Below are 18,068 nucleotides of genomic sequence, written 5' to 3'. Positions count from 1 at the left end.
ATGGCTTGCCGCTTGGAGCTTCGTGATGTCTTTCGATCTGCAATCCCGCCTCGCCGAACGCCGCGCGGCCCATCTCTATCGCCAGCGTCCGCTGCTCGACAGCCCCCAGGGCCCTGAGGTGGTGGTCGACGGGCAGCCGCTGCTGGCCTTCTGTTCCAACGATTACCTGGGGTTGGCCAACCACCCCGAGGTGATTCGCGCCTTGCAGCGTGGCGCCGAACAATGGGGTGTCGGCGGTGGCGCTTCGCACCTGGTGATTGGCCACAGCGGCCCGCATCATGCGCTGGAGGAGGCCCTCGCCGAATTCACCGGACGGCCCCGAGCGCTGCTGTTTTCTACCGGCTACATGGCCAACCTCGCTGCCGTCACGGCGCTGGTGGGGCAGGGCGATACGGTGCTCGAGGACCGCTTGAACCACGCCTCGCTGCTGGACGCCGGCCTGCTCTCCGGGGCGCGCTTCTCGCGCTATCTGCATAACGATGCCGCGAGCCTTGCCAGCCGCCTGGAAAAAGCCACCGGCAATACCCTGGTGGTGACCGACGGAGTGTTCAGCATGGATGGCGACCTGGCCGACCTGCCGAACCTCTGCACCGTGGCGAAAGCCAAGGGCGCCTGGGTGATGGTGGACGATGCCCATGGCTTCGGCCCCCTGGGCGCGAATGGCGGCGGCATCGTCGAACAGTTCGGGCTGGGGCTGGATGACGTGCAAGTGCTGGTCGGCACCCTGGGCAAGGCGTTCGGCACCGCCGGGGCCTTCGTGGCCGGCAGCGAAGAGCTGATCGAGACGTTGATCCAGTTCGCCCGTCCGTACATCTACACCACCAGCCAGCCGCCGGCGGTGGCCTGTGCCACCCTCAAGAGCCTGGAGCTGCTGCGCAGCGAAGGCTGGCGCCGCGAGCATCTGGCGCGCTTGATCGCCCGCTTCCGCGAAGGCGCCGAAGCGATCGGCCTGGCCCTGATGGACAGCCCGACGCCGATCCAGCCGATCCTGATCGGCGACAGCGAGCGGGCCATGAAGCTGTCCGCACTGCTCAAGGCGCGCGGCATCCTGGTCGGCGCCATCCGCCCGCCCACCGTACCGGCCGGCAGCGCGCGCCTGCGCGTGACGCTGTCCGCCGCTCACAGCGAGGCGCAACTGGAGCGCTTGCTCGAAGCCCTGGCTGCTTGCTGGCCGGAGGTGCGCGATGCGTGACCGGCTGATCCTACTACCGGGCTGGGCGCTGGGCTGCGCGCCGCTGGAGCTGTTGGCGGCCGCGCTGCGGGGGCTCGATCCGGCGCTCAAGGTGGGCATCGAACCCCTGCCGTTGCTGGATAGCGGCGATCCGCAGGACTGGCTCGACGAACTGGATGCGAGTCTGCCAATGGATTGCTGGCTCGGTGGCTGGTCACTGGGCGGCATGCTCGCCGCCGAGCTGGCGGCACGGCGCGGGGAGCGCTGCTGCGGCCTGCTGACCTTGGCCAGCAATGCCTGCTTCGTCGCCCGACCCGACTGGCCGAGTGCGATGGCGGAAGACACTTTCACGGCGTTCCGCGCCGGTTGCGCGGCCGATGCCGGTACGACACTCAAGCGCTTCGGCCTGTTGTGCAGCCAGGGGGCGGGAGAAGCCCGCGCGCTGGCCCGACAACTGGTGCTGGGGGCACCGAGCGTCTCGCCGGACGTTCTGCTGGCAGGGCTCGACGTGCTTGCCGCCCTGGATACCCGCCAGGCCCTGCATGTCTTCCGCGGACCGCAGTTGCACCTGTTCGGCGGTGCCGACGCCCTGATCCCGGCCGAGGCCGCCAGCGCTCTGCTGGCACTGCTGGGTGACGTCGAGATCGGGCTGATCGAAGACGCCAGCCATGCTTTCCCACTGGAGCGGCCCCACGAAGTGGCGGCGTCGATCCAGGCTTTCCTGCACGAGGCGGGCGATGACTGACGGCCTACCGGACAAGCGCCAGGTGGCTGCGTCTTTCTCGCGGGCGGCGGCCAGCTACGACAGCGTGGCCGCCCTCCAGCGCGCGGTGGGGAGTGCGTTGCTGGGTCGACTGCCGGAAGGCTTCGTTCCCGAGCGCTGGCTGGACCTGGGCAGCGGCACCGGACATTTCTCGCGACTCCTGGCCGAACGATTCCCCGTAGCGGAAGGTATCGCCCTGGACATCGCCGAGGGCATGCTGCGTCATGCGCGCCCGCTGGGCGGAGCCCGGCGTTTCGTCGCGGGCGATGCCGAACGCCTGCCGTTGCGCGAGGCATCGCTGGACCTGATCTTCTCCAGCCTGGCGGTGCAGTGGTGCGCGGATTTCGCTGCCGTGCTCGGCGAAGCGCGTCGGGTGCTGCGGCCAGGCGGCGTATTCGCCTTCAGCAGCCTGTGCGTCGGCACCTTGCAGGAGCTGCGCGACAGTTGGCAGGCGGTGGACGGGTTCGTCCATGTGAACCGCTTCCGCCGCTTCGAGGATTACCGGCAGCTCGCCGAAGACAGCGGACTGCGCCTACTCGGGGTTGAGCAACGGCCGGAAACGCTGCATTTCCCCGACCTGCGCAGCCTGACCCAAGAACTCAAGGCCTTGGGCGCGCACAACCTCAACCCCGGGCGCCCCGGCGGCCTGACCGGACGGGCGCGCATCCTCGCCCTGATCGACGCCTACGAGCGCTTCCGCCAGCCCGAGGGACTGCCGGCCACCTACCAAGTGGTCTACGGAGTGCTGCAGAAATGAGTCTGGCTTTTTTCGTTACCGGCACCGACACGGAAATCGGCAAGACCACCATTGCCGCCGGATTGCTGCATGCGGCGCGGCTGGCTGGCTTGTCCACCGCGGCGGCCAAGCCGGTGGCTTCCGGATGTGCGATGACGGCTGATGGCCTGCGCAACGACGACGCCCTGGCCCTGCTCGGCGAATGCAGCGTGCCGCTGCGCTACGAAGAGGTGAACCCGCTGGCCTTCGCGCCGGCTATCGCACCGCACCTGGCGGCCCACGAAGTCGGCGTGAAACTGGACGTATCCGCCTTGGCCGAACCGGTACGCGCCATTCTCGCCAAGGGCGCCGACTTCACCTTGGTGGAAGGGGCCGGTGGTTGGCGTGTGCCGCTGGCGGGATCGGCCACCCTGTCCGATCTGCCCATTGCCCTCGACCTACCGGTGATCCTGGTGGTCGGGGTGCGCCTGGGTTGTATCAACCACGCCGTGCTCACCGCCGAGGCCATCGCCCGCGACGGCCTGAGGCTGGCCGGCTGGGTGGCCAATATCGTCGACCCGCAGACGTCGCGCCTCGACGAGAATCTCGCCACCCTGGCCGAGCGCCTGCCCGCTCCCTGCCTGGGCCGCGTACCGCGTCTCGGCCTGGCGACGCCGGTGGCGGTGGCGGCACATCTCGATCTGCGCCCGTTGCTCGGCTGAGACGGGTTCAGGGCAGGAACACCGCCCGCATGCAGTTCTGCGCCTTCTGCTTGAACAGGTGATAGCCCTCCGGGCCCTGCTCCAGGTCCATCGGGTGGGTCAGCAGATAGGACGGGTCCAGCTCGCCTTTCTGGATGTGCTCGAACAGACGCGGCACATAGCGCTGCCCCGCCTGCTGGCCGGAGCGCAGGGTCAGTGCCTTGTTGACGATGGCGCCCATGGGGAACTTGTCCAGCAGGCCACCGTAGACCCCGAGTACCGATACCGTCCCGTTTTTGCGGCAGGCACGGATCGCCTGGCGCAGTGCCGCGCCGCGCTCGGTATGCAGGCGTAGCTGCTGCTTGGCTTTGTCGTAGACCTGCTCGATGCCGGTGCCGTGGGCTTCCATGCCGACACAGTCGATGCAGCGATCCGGCCCGCGCCCGCCGGTCAGCTCCAGCAGGGCTTCATGTACGTCGGTGCGGGTGTAGTCGAGGGGGATGGCGCCGGCCTTTTCTTCCGCCAACCTCAGCCGATCGGCGAAGCGGTCGATGGCGATGACCCGCTCGGCACCCAGCAGGTAGGCGCTGCGGATCGCCATCTGGCCGACGCCTCCGCAGCCCCACACGGCCACGGTGTCGCCGCGCTGGATGTCCGCCCGGTCGGCACCGAAGTAGCCGGTCGGCGCGGCATCGGAGACGAACACCGCCTGCTCGTTGCTCACCCCGTCCGGCACCTTGAACAGGTTCACGTCGGCATAGGGCACGCGTACATAGGTCGCGTGGCTGCCGGCATAGCCGCCGAAGGCGTGGCTGTAGCCGAAGATGCCGGCGCAGCTATAGCCGTAGGCCAGTTCGGTCTGCTGGCCGTTGGGGTTGGAGTTATCGCAGCAGTTGAAATGGCCCTCGCTGCAATAGCCGCACTCGCCGCAGCCGATGATGGATATGGCGATTGCCCGGTCGCCCTTCTTGAGGCCGGTGACCGCCGCGCCGGTCTCCACCACCTCGCCGAGGAATTCGTGGCCGAGCACGTCGCCTGGGTGCATGGTCGGCACGTAGCCATCCAGCAGGTGCAGGTCGGAGCCGCAGACCGAGGACATGACCACCTTGAGGATGGCGTCCTTGGGATTGACGATTCCCGGGTCGGGAAGCGTTTCGACGCTCAGCCGGTTGGGGGCTTGCCAGGTCAGTGCGCGCATCAGTGCACCCCCGTGGAGCCGTGATGGAAGACTGTCGGGGAGGGTTCGACCGGTCGACGCACGGTGGCGGGGCGGGTGCTGTTGGTGGCGATCTCGCCGGTTTCCATCAGCTGCTTGAGCCGGCGCAGGTCCTGGGCGGCCTTCATGGTCGGCAGCAGATCCAGCGTTTGTGCCAGGGCATAGCCCAACTTGCCGGCGGGCGGTTCGTAGGCGATCACCGCCTTGATTTCCGTTCCCTTGCCCTGGGGGGCGTCGCGGAAGCTGACCCAGCCGAGGTTGCGGATCGGCGCGTCCGGTTCGGACATCCAGGCGAGCAGCTCGTCGGGGCGATCCTCGGTGAGGCGGGTGGTCCATTCCAGGGTCTTGCCCATGGGCAGGCGGGCGACCCAGTGGGCGCGATCGCTGGCCAGCACCTCGACGCGCTCGATGAAGGTCATGAAGCGCGACAGGTTGCTGAAATCGCGCCAGAAGCGATACAGCTCGGTGCGTGGCTTGTCGATGGTGATGCTGCGCGACAGGGTTTTCGCGCTGCTCCAGCGGTTTTCTTCCGCCAGTTCGCTTTCCAGCGGCGTCGGGGTCAGTGCTCGCTTGGCCGGGCAACGCCCCGTCGTGCCCCGGGCGAGGGCCAGCCCGCCCAGCAGGACTTGCAGCCAGCCGCCCAATCCGCTGCTGCGCAAGCCATGGCCCAGCAGCACGCCGCCAGTGACGAGCGAGGCGATGCGTTCCAGGCCCTGGACATTGGGTTGGTCGGAGCCCCCGACGGGATGGCGGGTCGAGACGAGAGTGGGATGATCGTGGTTCACGGCGGCCTCCTGAAAACGGTCACTTTCCAGCTGACTGCCGGCTTGCGCAGTTCGTTCAGGACGGTTGGATCAACGGACAAAGCCAGGCAAACGCTCACTCGGCTATATAAAGGCGTTTTGCCATAATCGTTTCTTCCTACAACCAAGGCCTGTCGTCTGCTTCAATAAGCGGGAATCCCAGGAGCCATGTCCCATGCAGATATCGAGCAATGTCCTCAGCGCAGGGGTGAATGCCTTCCAGGCCGGCCAGCAACGTGCCGACCGGGCCGCAGCGGAGATCGCTGCCGGAACCCTGCCTCCCGTCCAGCAGCCCGCACCCACGCCGCCGGCCCAGGCGACCGACAGAACGTCGGCCGACCTCGCCACCAGCCTGGTCGAACTGCGGGTCGGCGAAACCCAGGCGCAGGCGGGCGCCAAGGTGATCGAGACGGCCGACGAAGTGCTCGGTACGTTGATCGATACCCACGCCTGAGGCGTCTTGTCATCCTGGTCCGCCGCTAGGGCGGGCCAAGGAGCAACCGCGTGAACATCCCGCCGGCCTCCACGTCCTTTCCTCCCTCGGCCTCCCGCGCCGGTTTCCGTCCTGAAACGTCCTCGCCGGCGACTGCCGATGATCCCTCCCGCACCGAGCGCTCGCCAGCCGGCTCCTCGGAAGAGCGCCTACGTCTCGCTGCCCTGGATGAATTGATCCAGCGCGACCGCGAAGTTCGCGCCCACGAGCAGGCGCATGCGGCTGCCGGTGGCGGATATGCCGGGGCGCCGAGCTACACCTACTCGCGCGGCCCGGATGGGCGACTCTATGCCGTCGGCGGTGAAGTAGGCATCGATACCGCTCCGGTGCCCGGCGATCCGGCGGCGACACTGCGCAAGATGGAGGTCGTCCAGCGGGCCGCGTTGGCCCCGGCCGAACCTTCCGCCCAGGATTTGCAGATTGCCGCCGAAGCGCAGGTCCAGGCGATGCAAGCCCGCCTCGAACTGGCGGTGCAACAGCGCGAGGAAAGCGCGAGTGCAAGCGCCGAAGAGACAGCGGAGAAGGAAGCCGAACCAAGCCAGCAGGCAGCCGGGAGCGGGCCTAAGCTGGATCTATACCGGCGTCTCCAGGACGACGGGTCCGTCGCATCGGTGGTCGATCTGTACGCGTAGGCGGCACGCTGCCAGTGCTTGACAAGGGGTTGGCGTAAACGTATGTTTCAAACGCCTGTTTGACCGCTGGGCCGCATACCGGCTCTCGAGCGGCCGGGAATCGATCCCGCAAGCGACCGGAAACCCGGTCCCCCTGATAACTAGGAATCCACCGCAGAGGTTTACCGCTATGCCTGAGTACAAGGCCCCCTTGCGTGATATTCGTTTCGTACGCGACGAGCTGCTCGGCTACGAAGCGCACTATCAGAGCCTGCCGGCTTGCCAAGATGCGACCCCGGACATGGTCAACGCCATTCTCGAGGAAGGCGCCAAGTTCTGTGAGCAGGTGATCGCTCCGCTGAACCGTGTGGGTGACACCGAGGGCTGCACCTGGAGCGAATCCGGCGTGAAGACCCCGACCGGCTTCAAAGAGGCATACAAGCAGTTCGTCGAAGGCGGCTGGCCGAGCCTGGCCCATGACGTCGACCACGGTGGCCAGGGCCTGCCGGAATCCCTCGGCCTGGCCATCAGCGAGATGGTCGGTTCCGCCAACTGGTCCTGGGGCATGTACCCCGGCTTGTCCCACGGCGCGATGAACACCCTGTCCGCCCACGGCACCGACGAGCAGAAGCACACCTACCTGACCAAGCTGGTATCCGGCGAATGGACCGGCACCATGTGCCTGACCGAGCCGCACTGCGGTACCGACCTGGGCATGCTGCGCACCAAGGCCGAGCCCCAGGCCGACGGCACCTACAAAGTCACCGGCACCAAGATCTTCATCTCCGCCGGTGAGCACGACATGGCCGACAACATCGTCCATATCGTCCTGGCCCGCCTGCCCGACGCACCGGCCGGCACCAAGGGTATTTCCCTGTTCATCGTGCCGAAGTTCCTGCCGAACGCCGACGGCGGCGTAGGCGAGCGCAACGCCGTGTCCTGCGGTTCCATCGAGCACAAGATGGGTATCCACGGCAACGCTACCTGCGTGATGAACTTCGACGGCGCCACCGGCTTCCTGATCGGCCCGGCGAACAAGGGCCTGAACTGCATGTTCACCTTCATGAACACCGCTCGCCTGGGCACCGCGCTGCAAGGCCTGGCCCACGCCGAAGTGGCGTTCCAGGGCGGCATCAAGTACGCCCGCGAGCGTCTGCAGATGCGTTCTCTGACCGGCCCGAAGGCGCCCGAGAAGCCCGCCGACCCGATCATCGTGCATCCGGACGTGCGCCGCATGCTGCTGACCATGAAGGCCTTCGCCGAAGGCAACCGCGCCATGGTTTACTTCACCGCCAAGCAGGTGGACATCGTCAAATACAGCCAGGACGAGGAGCAGCGCAAGGCCGCCGACTCCCTGTTGGCCTTCCTGACGCCGATCGCCAAGGCCTTCATGACCGAAGTGGGCTTCGAATCCGCTTCCCACGGCATGCAGATCTACGGTGGCCACGGTTTCATCAGTGAGTGGGGCATGGAGCAGAACCTGCGCGACTGCCGCATCTCCATGATGTACGAAGGCACCACCGGCGTTCAGGCCCTCGACCTGCTGGGCCGCAAGGTCCTGATGACCCAGGGCGAGGCGCTGAAGGGCTTCACCAAGATCGTTCACAAGTTCTGCCAGGCCAACGAAGGCAACGCGTCCGTCAAGGAGTTCGTCGAGCCGCTGGCCAAGCTGAACAAGGAGTGGGGCGAGCTGACCATGAAGATCGGCATGGCCGCCATGAAGGACCGCGAGGAAGTCGGTGCCGCCTCGGTGGACTACCTGATGTACTCCGGCTACGCCTGCCTGGCCTACTTCTGGGCCGACATGGCACGCCTGGCTGCCGAGAAGCTGGCCGCCGGCGAAGGCGATGCCGCCTTCTACACCGCCAAGCTGCAGACCGCGCGCTTCTACTTCAAGCGCATCCTGCCGCGTACCCGCACCCACGTCGAAGCCATGCTGTCTGGCGCCGACAACCTGATGGAGATGGACGAAGAGCATTTCGCTCTGGGCTTCTAAGCCTTCGTCTGCATCGGTTCGAAAGATGCCGCGTACCTTTGGGTACGCGGCATTTTTTCTTTGGGGGATTTTGTCTTTGAGTTGATGCAGGTATTCGCTTGAGCGATGCATCGCTGGGCGAATAAATTCGCCCCTACAGAGGCTGGCCTTGCCTTTTGTAGGAGCGAGCTCTGCTCGCGAACTGGGCTGCACCAAAGCTTCGCCAGCAGAGCTGGCTTCTACGAAAGCGGGCATTGGGTGGGGTGAAACCCGTTCGCTCGGCGAAGGATTCGATCCTGCGGTATTTTCACAGGCTGACCGACGGGTCGTCCGGGGCGATTGGCGGGCGCTCCGGCATGCACTAACCTTAGAAAAGCTGGCAAAATGCTGGCTTTTCGCCTGTTTCCGCCAGCTCGGAGCCTCTCTTGCCTCGCTTCGCTGCGGTGCGCCTGACCCATTTCCTGCCGACGGTGCTGCTGCTCGCTGCCGGGTGGCTGATTGCCCGGCTTCCGGCGCTCAGCGAGTTCTTCACGTCCCTGTTCAATGTGCTGCCGACTCTGTTGTTATTGCTCGGCGGTGCGCTTTGCCTGGTGTATGGCCGCCAGCGCGAGTTGTTCCTGCTGGTGGTGATCTACCTGGGCTATTACCTGCTCGACACCCAGGTCGACCATTACCGTGCCACCGGCAAGATCCGCGACGATGCCGCGCTGGTGTTTCATCTGGCCAGTCTGCTGTTGCCACTCCTGTATGGGCTCTATGCCGCCTGGCAGGAGCGTACCCACCTGGCGCAGGACCTGATTGCCCGCGGCGCCGTGCTGCTGGCCGTGGGGGCGGTGGCGGTAGGGCTGGCCCAGCGTTACCCCGGTGCGCTGCTCGCCTGGGTGGCCGAGGTGCGTTGGCCGAGCCTGCATGGCGACTGGATGAGTCTGGTGCAACTGGCCTATCCGCTGTTCGCACTGGCCTTTATCCTGCTGCTGGTGCAGTACCTGCGGCAACCGCGACCCCTGCATGCGGCGCAACTGCTCGGCCTGCTCGGTCTGCTGTGGATGCTGCCCCATGTCTTTCTCCTGCCGCACGGGCTGAACGTGATGAGCAGCCAGGTCATGCTGGTACTGGTCGCAGCGGTAGCCCATGAGGCCTATCACATGGCGTTCCGCGACGAGCTCACCGGACTGCCCGGCCGTCGTGCCCTGAACGAGCGGCTGCAGCGGCTCGGGCGCAACTATGTGATCGCCATGGCCGACGTCGATCACTTCAAGCGCTTCAACGACACCCACGGCCACGATGTCGGCGATCAGGTCCTGCGCCTGGTCGCCAGTCAGTTGCGCAAGGTGCGCGGAGGCGGGCGTGCGTATCGCTATGGCGGCGAGGAATTCACCCTGGTGTTCTCCGGCAAGACGCTGGAGGAGTGCCTGCCACACCTGGAGGCCGTGCGCCAGGCGGTGGAGAACTACCAACTGCAATTGCGCGACAAAGGCAGCCGACCGAAGAACGATCGCCAGGGCCGCCAGCGTCGCGGTGCGGCCACGGCTACCAGTGTGTCGGTGACGATGAGTTTCGGCGTGGCCGAGCGCCAGCAGGAGCAACGCAGCCCGGAAGAAGTGATCAAGGCTGCCGACCAGGCGCTCTACAGCGCCAAGAGCGCGGGCCGCAACTGCGTGCGAGCCCATGGCCAGAACCGGCGCGGTGCCGTGCGGGTGGCCGGCGCGGAGTAGCGGCAGGCGTTTATGGCCCTGCATTCAGCCGGCGCAATGTCGTTGTTCCTCCAGGTGGGTGGGCATAGCGTGGCCGGATCGCGCGATTCGCGCCCCTGCCAAGGAGAACCGTCCATGCCCGAGTACAAGGCCCCGCTGCGCGACATGCGCTTCCTGCTCGATGAAGTCTTCGATTTCCCCGCGCGCTACGCGGCGCTGGGTGCCAGCGATGCGACGCCGGACATGGTCGGCGCGATTCTCGAAGAAGGGGCGAAGTTCTGCGAACAGGTGCTGGCGCCGCTGAACCGGTCCGGAGACGAAGAGGAATGCCGGTTCGACAACGGTGTGGTGACCACCCCGAAGGGCTTCAAGGAAGCCTTCGCCCAGTACGCCGAGGGCGGCTGGATGGGCTTGTCGGCCGATGCGGCCTACGGCGGCCAGGGGCTGCCGCATTCACTCGGCCTGATCCTCAGCGAGATGGTTGCCTCCAGCAATCAATCCTGGGCGATGTATCCCGGCCTGACCCACGGCGCCATGTCGGCGATCCATGCCCACGGCAGTGAAGAGCAGAAGCAGACCTACCTGACCCGCATGACCGAGGGTCGCTGGACCGGCACCATGTGCCTGACCGAGCCGCACTGCGGCACCGACCTCGGCATCATCAAGACCCGCGCCGTGCCCCGTGCCGATGGTAGCTACGCAATTTCCGGCACCAAGATATTCATCTCCGCCGGCGAGCACGACATGAGCGAGAACATCGTTCACCTGGTGTTGGCCAAGCTGCCTGACGCGCCGGCCGGGACCAAGGGCATCTCGCTGTTCATCGTGCCGAAGTTCCTACCGAATGCCGACGGCGGCGTGGGCGAGCGCAACGCACTGTCCTGCGGCTCCATCGAGCACAAGATGGGCATCAAGGCCTCGGCCACCTGTGTGATGAACTTCGACGAGGCCACCGGCTTCCTGATCGGTGAGCCGAACAAGGGCCTCAACTGCATGTTCACCATGATGAACCATGCCCGCCTGGGCACCGGCATGCAGGGGCTCTGCCTCGGCGAAGCGAGCTACCAGGGCGCGGTTCGCTATGCCAACGACCGTTTGCAGATGCGCGCCCTGACCGGACCGAAGGCACCGGACAAACCGGCCGACCCGATCATCGTCCACCCCGACGTGCGGCGTATGCTGCTGACCATGAAAGCCTTCAACGAAGGCAACCGCGCCCTGGCTTACTTCACCGCGCAACTGCTCGACGTCGCCCACCTCAGCGAGGACGCTGCGGAGCGCGAGGAAGCGGAGAACCTGCTGGCCTTCCTGACGCCGATCTGCAAGGCCTTCATGACCGATACCGGACTGGAAGCCACCAACCTCGGCATGCAGGTCTTCGGCGGCCACGGCTACATCCGCGAGTGGGGCATGGAGCAACTGGTACGCGACTGCCGAATCGCCCCGATCTACGAAGGCACCAATGGCATCCAGGCCCTCGACCTGCTCGGCCGCAAGGTGCTAGGCAGCCAGGGCAAGTTGCTGCGCGGCTTCACCAAACTGATCCATAAGTTCTGCGAAGCCCAGGCCGAGCACCCGCAACTCAAGGCCCAGGTCGCCGAGCTGGCGGCGTTGAACAAGGAGTGGGGCGAGCTGACCCTGAAGATCGGCCAGGCAGCGATGAAGAACCCGGACGAAGTCGGTGCGGCATCGGTGGACTACCTGATGTATGCCGGCTACGTGACCCTGGCCTACTTCTGGCTGCGCATGGCCGTGGTCGCCCGGCAGAAGCTGGACGCGGGCGAGGGCGAAGCGGCGTTCTACCAGGCCAAGCTGGCCACCTGCGACTTCTACTTCAAGCGATTGCTGCCGCGCACGGCGTCGCATCGAGCGGCAGTGGAGGCGGGGAGTGAGTGCCTGATGAGGCTGGAGGCGGAGCATTTCATGCTCTGAGGGAGAGGGGAGCAGTTGAGTGCTACCCTCATTTCCTGCGTATTCCGATACGACTGGTTGCGCCCCCCGGCGCCTTACTTTTCTTTGTTTGCGCAAAGAAAAGTAAGCAAAAGAAAGCGCACCCCATCATCCGGAACTAGGCGTCCCCGTCATCGCTCCGCTCGACTTCCCTCGCTCCGGCACTGCTCCGGGGGCCGGCGTACATGGGCCATCCCTGGCCCAATGTGCCTCTTGCGGCATCCCTGCCGCTCGTCCCCCTACGCAGTGCCTCCACTCGGCCTCCTGAAGGGGACTCGTTCGCGCCTGACACTCCGTGCACTAAAAGCCATTTCAGTTGCCAGTTATATGAAAAAAAGCGCCACAAGTGGCGCCTTTCTTCTTTCTCAAGCCTGGCTATCAGGCCGGCGCAGACGTCCGGATCAGATGATCGAACGCCCCCAGCGAAGCCTTGGCGCCTTCGCCCACGGCGATGACGATCTGCTTGTACGGCACGGTCGTCACGTCACCCGCGGCGAAGATGCCGGGCAGCGAGGTCTGGCCACGGGAGTCGACCACGATCTCGCCGCGCGGCGACAGCTCCACGGTGCCCTTCAGCCAGTCGGTGTTCGGCACCAGGCCGATCTGCACGAAGATGCCTTCCAGATCGAGCGAGTGGAACTCGCTGGAGTTGCGATCCTTGTAGACCAGGCCGGTGACCTTCTGGCCGTCGCCCTTCACTTCGCTGGTCAGAGCGCTGGTGACCACGGTGACGTTGGGCAGGCTGAACAGCTTGCGCTGCAGCACGGCATCGGCGCGCAACTGGCTGTCGAACTCGATCAGCGTCACCTGGGCGACGATGCCGGCCAGGTCGATGGCCGCTTCCACGCCGGAGTTGCCGCCGCCGATCACCGCCACGCGCTTGCCCTTGAACAGTGGGCCGTCGCAGTGCGGGCAGTAGGCGACGCCACGGCCGCGGTATTCCTGCTCGCCGGGGACGTTCATCTCGCGCCAGCGGGCGCCGGTGGCGAGGATCACGGTCTTGGCCTTGAGCGAGGCGCCGCTGGTGAAGCGGACTTCGTGCAACTGGCCAGCCTGCGTCGCCGGGATCAACTTGTCGGCGCGTTGCAGGTTCATGATGTCCACGTCGTACTGCTTGACGTGCTCTTCCAGGGCGCGGGCCAGTTTCGGGCCTTCGGTTTCCTGGATGGAGATGAAGTTCTCGATGGCCATGGTGTCCAGCACCTGGCCGCCGAAACGCTCGGCGGCCACGCCGGTGCGGATGCCCTTGCGGGCGGCATAGATGGCGGCGGAAGCGCCGGCCGGGCCACCGCCGACCACCAGCACGTCGAATGCCTGCTTGGCGCTGAGCTTCTCGGCATCGCGGGCGGCGGCGCCGGTGTCGATCTTGGCAAGGATTTCTTCCACGCCCATGCGGCCCTGGCCGAACGGTTGACCGTTCAGGTAGATGCTCGGCACCGACATGATCTGGCGTTGCTCGACTTCGTCCTGGAACAGCGCGCCGTCGATGGCGACGTGGCGGATGTTCGGGTTGATCACGGCCATCAGGTTCAGCGCCTGGACCACGTCCGGGCAGTTCTGGCAGGACAGCGAGAAATAGGTTTCGAAGTTGAATTCGCCTTCGATGTTCTTGATCTGCTCGATCACATCGGCGGCGGTCTTCGAAGGATGGCCGCCGACTTGCAGCAGGGCCAGCACCAGCGAAGTGAATTCGTGCCCCATGGGGATGCCGGCGAAGTGCAGGCTGATATTCCCGTCCGGGTGGTTGAGGGAGAACGACGGCCGGCGGGTGTCGCTGCCGTCGGTCCGCAGAGCGATTTTGTCGCTCAGGCCGACGATGTCGTTCAACAGCGCCAGCAGTTCACGGGATTTGTCGCTGTCATCGAGGGACGCGACGATCTCGAACGGCTGGGTGACCTTCTCGAGATAGGCCTTCAACTGAGTTTTAAGCGTGGCGTCCAACATGATTGGCGGTACCCATTACAGAATTCGGAGAAAAGAACGCCCGGGCGGATCGCACCCGGGCGTCGGGCACGGAGGGAAGCGGGTTGCGCTCCCTCAGGCGTGAAGCGGGTCGTCAGATCTTGCCGACGAGGTCGAGCGAGGGCGCCAGGGTGGCGTCGCCTTCCTTCCACTTGGCCGGGCAGACTTCACCCGGGTGGGCGGCGACGTATTGGGCAGCCTTGACCTTGCGCAGCAGCTCGGACGCGTCACGGCCGATGCCGCCGGCGTTGATTTCGACGATCTGGATCTTGCCTTCCGGATCGATGACGAAGGTGCCACGGTCAGCCAGGCCGGCTTCTTCGATCAGCACGTCGAAGTTGCGCGACAGGACCCAGGTCGGGTCGCCAACCAGCGGGTACTGGATTTTGCCGATGGTGTCGGAAGTGTCGTGCCAGGCCTTGTGGGTGAAATGGGTGTCGGTGGACACGCCGTAGATTTCGACGCCCAGCTTCTGGAACTCGGCGTAGTTGTCGGCCAGGTCGCCCAGTTCGGTCGGGCAGACGAAGGTGAAGTCGGCCGGGTAGAAGAAGATCACGGACCACTTGCCCTTCAGGCTGGCTTCGGTGACTTCGACGAACTGGCCGTTGTGGTAGGCGGTGGCCTTGAACGGTTTGACTTCGGTGTTGATCAGGGACATGTGAACTCCTCGATGGGATGTGAAGGAAACACCGCAAAGACTACCGATAGGGCCGGCGAATTTTTAATTGATTGAAGCCATGGGATCGATTGCCTGTCTCAATAGGAACAGGGTTCGATTGCGTGACTGATTATTTGCTTGTGGTCACTAAAAGACTCTATGTGTCTAAAGTGTTGTTCGGTTACACTGGCTTCCCGTTCAACGGCCGCTTTTCCCGGCCTCTTTCGTTGAGTCACGCGAGGTTTTCTTCCCATGGCTGACTACAAAGCGCCCCTGCGCGATATGCGCTTCGTCCTCAATGAAGTTTTCGAAGTGGCCAAGCTCTGGAACGAGCTGCCCGGCATCGCCGAAGTGGTCGACGAAGACACCGCCTCCGCCATTCTCGAAGAAGCCGGCAAGGTCACCGGCGGCACCATCGCCCCGCTGAACCGCAGCGGCGACGAAGAAGGCTGCCAGTGGAAAGACGGCGCCGTGACCACCCCGGCCGGTTTCGTCGAGGCTTACCGCACCTACGCCGAGGGCGGCTGGGTCGGGGTCGGCGGCAACCCGGTCTACGGCGGCATGGGCATGCCCAAGGTGATCGGCGCCCAGGTCGAGGAAATGGTCAATTCGGCCAACCTGTCCTTCGGCCTCTATCCGATGCTCACCGCCGGCGCCTGCCTGGCGATCAACGCCCACGCCAGCGACGAGCTGAAGGACAAGTACCTGCCGAACATGTATTCCGGTGTCTGGGCCGGTTCGATGTGCCTGACCGAGCCGCATGCCGGCACCGACCTCGGCATCATCCGCACCAAGGCCGAGCCCCAGGCCGACGGGTCCTACAAGGTCACCGGCACCAAGATTTTCATCACCGGCGGCGAGCACGACCTGACCGAGAACATCATCCATCTGGTGCTGGCCAAGCTGCCGGACGCGCCGGCCGGTCCGAAGGGTATCTCCCTGTTCCTGGTGCCGAAGGTGATGGTCAACGCCGACGGCAGCCTGGGCGAGCGCAACGCCGTCGCCTGCGGCTCGATCGAGCACAAGATGGGCATCAAGGCCTCGGCCACCTGCGTGATGAACTTCGACGGCGCCACCGGCTGGCTGGTCGGCGAAGTGAACAAGGGCCTGGCGGCGATGTTCACCATGATGAACTATGAGCGCCTGGGCGTCGGCATCCAGGGGTTGGCCGCCGGCGAGCGTTCCTACCAGAGCGCCATCGAGTACGCCCGCGAGCGTATTCAGAGCCGCGCGCCGACTGGTCCCGTGGCCAAGGACAAGGCCGCCGATCCGATCATCGTCCACCCCGACGTGCGGCGCATGCTGCTGACCATGAAGGCGTTGAACGAAGGTGGTCGCGCGTTCTCCACCTACGTGGCGATGCAGCTGGATACCGCCAAGTACAGCGAAGACCCGAGCGTGCGCAAGCGTGCGGAAGACTTGGTCGCGTTGCTCACGCCGGTCGCCAAGGCCTTCCTCACCGACGTCGGCCTGGAAACCACGGTGCATGGCCAGCAGGTGTTCGGCGGCCACGGCTTCATCCGTGAGTGGGGCCAGGAGCAACTGGTGCGCGATGTGCGCATCACCCAGATCTACGAAGGCACCAACGGCATTCAGGCGCTTGACCTGATCGGCCGTAAGGTGGTGGGTAGCGGCGGCGAGTTCTACAAGCACTTCTCCTCGGAGATCAAGGCATTCATCGCTTCCGCGAGTAGCGAGCTGGCCGAGTTCACCGGCCCGCTGAAGGCCGCCGTGGAAAACCTCGACGACCTGACCGCCTGGGTACTCGACCGCGCCAAGAACAACCCCAACGAGATCGGCGCTGCGTCGGTGGAATACCTCCACGTGTTCGGCTACACCGCCTATGCCTACATGTGGGCGTTGATGGCACGGACCGCGCTGGGCAAGGAAGGGCAGGACGACTTCTACGCCAGCAAGCTGGGCACGGCGCGCTTCTACTTCGCCCGCCTGCTGCCGCGCATCCACTCGCTGACTGCGTCGGTGCGTGCGGGCAGCGAGTCGCTCTATCTGCTGGATGCCGCGCAGTTCTGATCCTGCTGCCGTAACGAAAAAAGCCCCGCAGAATCGCGGGGCTTTTTCTATCTACCGGAATCAATCCGGAATCAGTTCATCCACCGACGCCGGATTGTCGATGAAGGGATTGCGGGTGCCTTGCAGGACCTCGATCTGGTCGTTGCGCCGGCGCTCGTCGTCATCGGGCGGATCGAGGCGGTGCCAGGCCTTGTATATCTGCACCGGGCCCGGGACGGGCAGGTGGTATTCCCGGTGCATGTAGAAGATCGCCCGAGCGATGTTGCCCTTGGCGGCATCGCGGGGTTCCACCAGTTGGAAGGTGGCTTTCAGGTCGCAGTCGATGTCGGCGAATTTGCTCGGCACGCTGTCGTCCAGTTCGCCGAACTGGGCATTGCGCCGCGCCAGCTCCACCCGGCTCAGGGCCGGGTAGAGGTTGTGCAGGTCGGCGAGCATGTAGGGGTATTGTGGGTTGACCACGCTGCACTGGTTGTCGGTGATGCAACGCAGGGCACTCTTGATCTGGCGGGTGCTGTACAGCGGGCTGGCGGCGAGCTGGCTGCTTTCCTCGGAGAAGGGTTTGCCGCAGTAAAGCGTGTTGCCGCCCGCGCCATAGAGTGCTTTCCAGAACGCCTGGTCGATGACGGCCTTATGATCCGCGTTGCGGGTCTGGCCGCCGGCAAAGACGGGGGAGGCGCAGGTCGTCAGACAGAAGAGGGCAATCGCAACTGCTCGCATGGTTTGCCTGGTGTCTTGGTTTTCTTGTAGGACAAAAATCAGTCTAACAAGACCTATGTCACAAAATAAGCCTGACTTCCGGTCTGGTTGGCGCTGTGTAGGAAAAAGCTTACACAAGGTGCCGCTTATCGCTTCTACCGGTCCATTGAACGTCCCATTAATCTTCTTCCCATGGACGTCGCGCAGGAAGCGCCCAGAACGCACAGGGATACGAGGATTTCCGCCAGGGAGGCGGCTCGATCACGGATGTCAGGATTCAGTCTGCAAAGCCCCGCACTGCGGGGTTTTTCTTTTTCCGCCAGGAATTTCCGGGCGCTTGTTCTGGTTCGCCTGGCTCGTTCGCAAAGTTGTCATGAATAACGCGGAAAGCGGCCAGGGTAAGCGAGCCGATACCATTCCCCCATAAGCACATCCATCATTCTCTCTATCCTCACCTCACCTTGCGGATAATCGCAGTGTTCAAAGAGGCGGCGGGGGAGGAGCACTACTACGCTCAGAAAATGAGTCTGTTCAAGCAGGCCGGCGCAACGCCGCGCTCAGTGACACCGGCTATTGAGACGGAACAAGTTGCTTTTCAGAGGGTCGGAGCGGGAAGAGCCGTCTGACCC

At 64.9% G+C, this 18,068-nt stretch carries 15 protein-coding genes; 10 read left to right on the top strand and 5 right to left on the bottom strand.

Going from position 1 to position 18,068, the window contains the following annotated elements:
• Window positions 1-25 precede the first annotated feature (25 nt).
• From bioF to bioD, 4 genes are read left to right on the top strand one after another with little or no spacing between them, the layout of a single operon-like run.
• Window positions 26-1,192 carry an 8-amino-7-oxononanoate synthase gene (bioF, locus tag PIN01S_RS12670; RefSeq protein ID WP_084336033.1) on the top strand — a complete coding sequence of 389 codons (1,167 nt, stop codon included), beginning with the start codon at window positions 26-28 and terminating at the stop codon, window positions 1,190-1,192.
• Window positions 1,185-1,916 carry an alpha/beta fold hydrolase gene (locus tag PIN01S_RS12665; RefSeq protein WP_084336032.1) on the top strand — a complete coding sequence of 244 codons (732 nt, stop codon included), beginning with the start codon at window positions 1,185-1,187 and terminating at the stop codon, window positions 1,914-1,916. The genes bioF and PIN01S_RS12665 overlap by 8 nt, the downstream gene beginning before the upstream one ends.
• Entirely contained in the window at window positions 1,909-2,691 is a 783-nt protein-coding gene (gene bioC, locus PIN01S_RS12660; RefSeq protein WP_084336031.1) for a malonyl-ACP O-methyltransferase BioC, read from the top strand. Before PIN01S_RS12665 ends, bioC begins: the two co-directional genes overlap by 8 nt.
• Window positions 2,688-3,371 (top strand): dethiobiotin synthase, encoded by a 684-nt coding sequence (gene bioD, locus PIN01S_RS12655; RefSeq protein WP_084336030.1) that lies wholly within the window; start codon window positions 2,688-2,690, stop codon window positions 3,369-3,371. The genes bioC and bioD overlap by 4 nt, the downstream gene beginning before the upstream one ends.
• 7 nt (window positions 3,372-3,378) lie before the next feature.
• Here bioD and PIN01S_RS12650 read toward each other — a convergent pair whose 3' ends face one another.
• Window positions 3,379-4,548, bottom strand: coding sequence for a zinc-dependent alcohol dehydrogenase (locus PIN01S_RS12650; protein WP_084336029.1), 1,170 nt, complete (start codon window positions 4,546-4,548; stop codon window positions 3,379-3,381).
• Window positions 4,548-5,351: an SRPBCC family protein gene (locus PIN01S_RS12645; RefSeq protein WP_084336028.1), complete on the bottom strand. Its 804-nt coding sequence runs from the start codon at window positions 5,349-5,351 to the stop codon at window positions 4,548-4,550. The genes PIN01S_RS12650 and PIN01S_RS12645 overlap by 1 nt, the downstream gene beginning before the upstream one ends.
• Window positions 5,352-5,544: 193 nt before the next feature.
• Here PIN01S_RS12645 and PIN01S_RS12640 point away from each other — a divergent pair, with 193 nt between their 5' ends.
• The 5 genes from PIN01S_RS12640 (at window position 5,545) to PIN01S_RS12620 (ending at window position 12,074) form a co-directional block, all read left to right on the top strand.
• On the top strand, window positions 5,545-5,823 hold the full coding sequence (locus tag PIN01S_RS12640) for a hypothetical protein (RefSeq protein WP_084336027.1): 279 nt from the start codon (window positions 5,545-5,547) through the stop codon (window positions 5,821-5,823).
• A gap of 50 nt (window positions 5,824-5,873) precedes the next feature.
• Complete coding sequence (locus PIN01S_RS12635; protein ID WP_084336026.1) at window positions 5,874-6,494, top strand: putative metalloprotease CJM1_0395 family protein; 621 nt, start codon at window positions 5,874-5,876, stop codon at window positions 6,492-6,494.
• Between the two features lie 169 nt (window positions 6,495-6,663).
• Window positions 6,664-8,469: a phenylacyl-CoA dehydrogenase gene (locus PIN01S_RS12630; protein ID WP_084336025.1), complete on the top strand. Its 1,806-nt coding sequence runs from the start codon at window positions 6,664-6,666 to the stop codon at window positions 8,467-8,469.
• 404 nt (window positions 8,470-8,873) lie between these two features.
• The gene (locus PIN01S_RS12625) at window positions 8,874-10,163 is read left to right on the top strand and encodes a GGDEF domain-containing protein (RefSeq protein ID WP_084336024.1); all 1,290 of its coding nucleotides are present in this window, start codon (window positions 8,874-8,876) and stop codon (window positions 10,161-10,163) included.
• A gap of 114 nt (window positions 10,164-10,277) precedes the next feature.
• Window positions 10,278-12,074, top strand: coding sequence for an acyl-CoA dehydrogenase C-terminal domain-containing protein (locus PIN01S_RS12620; protein ID WP_084336023.1), 1,797 nt, complete (start codon window positions 10,278-10,280; stop codon window positions 12,072-12,074).
• A 396-nt stretch (window positions 12,075-12,470) separates the two neighbouring features.
• On the opposite strand, the gene ahpF is transcribed toward PIN01S_RS12620, so the two are convergent.
• Both ahpF and ahpC read right to left on the bottom strand, forming a co-directional pair.
• Window positions 12,471-14,036 (bottom strand): alkyl hydroperoxide reductase subunit F, encoded by a 1,566-nt coding sequence (gene ahpF / locus PIN01S_RS12615; RefSeq protein WP_084336022.1) that lies wholly within the window; start codon window positions 14,034-14,036, stop codon window positions 12,471-12,473.
• Between the two features lie 112 nt (window positions 14,037-14,148).
• Complete coding sequence (ahpC, locus tag PIN01S_RS12610) at window positions 14,149-14,712, bottom strand: alkyl hydroperoxide reductase subunit C (RefSeq protein WP_084336021.1); 564 nt, start codon at window positions 14,710-14,712, stop codon at window positions 14,149-14,151.
• Window positions 14,713-14,964: 252 nt separating this feature from the next.
• Between ahpC and PIN01S_RS12605 the strand changes: the two genes are divergently transcribed.
• Entirely contained in the window at window positions 14,965-16,743 is a 1,779-nt protein-coding gene (locus PIN01S_RS12605; RefSeq protein WP_084336020.1) for an acyl-CoA dehydrogenase C-terminal domain-containing protein, read from the top strand.
• A 60-nt stretch (window positions 16,744-16,803) separates the two neighbouring features.
• Here PIN01S_RS12605 and PIN01S_RS12600 read toward each other — a convergent pair whose 3' ends face one another.
• A complete protein-coding gene (locus tag PIN01S_RS12600) occupies window positions 16,804-17,460 on the bottom strand; it encodes an endonuclease (RefSeq protein ID WP_084336019.1) in 657 nt (218 codons plus the stop codon).
• Between the last annotated feature and the right edge of the window lie 608 nt (window positions 17,461-18,068).

Source organism: Pseudomonas indica NBRC 103045 (assembly GCF_002091635.1).
Taxonomy (GTDB): domain Bacteria; phylum Pseudomonadota; class Gammaproteobacteria; order Pseudomonadales; family Pseudomonadaceae; genus Pseudomonas_M; species Pseudomonas_M indica.
The sequence above is the reverse complement of the archived record's forward strand: the minus strand, read 5'-3'. Positions and strand labels throughout refer to the sequence as shown.

What these genes read in the sequence shown, in the direction of transcription:
- bioF (WP_084336033.1), top strand. Translation starts at nt 26, where the DNA reads ATGTCTTTCGATCTGCAATCCCGCCTCGCCGAACGCCGCGCGGCCCAT.
- PIN01S_RS12665 (WP_084336032.1), top strand. Translation starts at nt 1,185, where the DNA reads ATGCGTGACCGGCTGATCCTACTACCGGGCTGGGCGCTGGGCTGCGCG.
- bioC (WP_084336031.1), top strand. Translation starts at nt 1,909, where the DNA reads ATGACTGACGGCCTACCGGACAAGCGCCAGGTGGCTGCGTCTTTCTCG.
- bioD (WP_084336030.1), top strand. Translation starts at nt 2,688, where the DNA reads ATGAGTCTGGCTTTTTTCGTTACCGGCACCGACACGGAAATCGGCAAG.
- PIN01S_RS12650 (WP_084336029.1), bottom strand. Translation starts at nt 4,548, where the DNA reads ATGCGCGCACTGACCTGGCAAGCCCCCAACCGGCTGAGCGTCGAAACG.
- PIN01S_RS12640 (WP_084336027.1), top strand. Translation starts at nt 5,545, where the DNA reads ATGCAGATATCGAGCAATGTCCTCAGCGCAGGGGTGAATGCCTTCCAG.
- PIN01S_RS12630 (WP_084336025.1), top strand. Translation starts at nt 6,664, where the DNA reads ATGCCTGAGTACAAGGCCCCCTTGCGTGATATTCGTTTCGTACGCGAC.
- PIN01S_RS12620 (WP_084336023.1), top strand. Translation starts at nt 10,278, where the DNA reads ATGCCCGAGTACAAGGCCCCGCTGCGCGACATGCGCTTCCTGCTCGAT.
- ahpF (WP_084336022.1), bottom strand. Translation starts at nt 14,036, where the DNA reads ATGTTGGACGCCACGCTTAAAACTCAGTTGAAGGCCTATCTCGAGAAG.
- ahpC (WP_084336021.1), bottom strand. Translation starts at nt 14,712, where the DNA reads ATGTCCCTGATCAACACCGAAGTCAAACCGTTCAAGGCCACCGCCTAC.
- PIN01S_RS12605 (WP_084336020.1), top strand. Translation starts at nt 14,965, where the DNA reads ATGGCTGACTACAAAGCGCCCCTGCGCGATATGCGCTTCGTCCTCAAT.
- PIN01S_RS12600 (WP_084336019.1), bottom strand. Translation starts at nt 17,460, where the DNA reads ATGCGAGCAGTTGCGATTGCCCTCTTCTGTCTGACGACCTGCGCCTCC.